The 797-nt window shown below is 56.8% G+C and carries 1 protein-coding gene; it reads left to right on the top strand.

Features of this window, described 5'->3' with window-relative positions; all coding sequences use genetic code 11:
• Positions 1 to 275: 275 nt before the first annotated feature.
• The coding region (locus J5224_RS31940; RefSeq protein ID WP_264628979.1) for an EamA family transporter at positions 276 to 797 on the top strand (522 nt) is incomplete at its 3' end.

Genomic DNA, 797 nt, shown 5'->3' with positions numbered 1-797 from the left:
TCCGAGGAATGGACGCCGTGCCTTGCGCGGCGTTAGCGACGACCAAAACCTGGCCGCCAACCGGAAACCGTTCCCCATTGTAGGCCACTCTGTTTTCTTTTTTTATCCCCACGCAGGCGAAAGACCTTTGCTAAAACGTTGATAATCCCCCCCTCAGCCAGGGGGAAGGCGCTATAGTCATAAGATTCGCTTACTTGTGTTTTTGTGAGCGATGTTTCATTTTAGGACGATGAAAGCGCGCGAACGGGGCTGTCGCTCACTCGCTGGGGAATAAAATGTCAGTAAAAGATTGGCTGTTGGCGCTGTGTGTGGTGGTTGCCTGGGGCGTTAATTTTGTGGTTATCAAGGTCGGGTTGCAGGGGATGCCGCCGTTTTTACTGGCGGGGCTTCGTTTTACACTGGTGGCGCTGCCTGCCGTCTTTTTTGTGCCGCGCCCCCGCTTGCCGCTGCGCTGGTTGGTCGCCTATGGCATGACCATCAGTTTCGGCCAGTTTGCCTTTCTGTTTCTGGCGATAAAACTGGGTATGCCAGCGGGCATTGCCTCGCTGGTGCTGCAAGCACAAGGGTTTTTCACCCTGCTGCTGGGGGCGCTGCTGCTGGGTGAGGCGCTGCGTTGGAACCATTTCCTCGGCATTGCCATTGCTACGCTAGGCATGTTTGTGCTGGCGGAAGGCGGCATGCTGAACCAGACCACCACCGGGTTGACGCTGCTCACGATGCTGCTGACGTTGGGCGGCGCGCTCTCCTGGGCGTTCGGCAATATCAGCAATAAAGTCATCATGAGCCGCCACGGTGCG

It is taken from the genome of Candidatus Symbiopectobacterium sp. NZEC135, from assembly GCF_025962695.1.
Note: the sequence above shows the minus strand (reverse complement) of the source record. Positions and strands in the feature narration are given on the sequence as shown.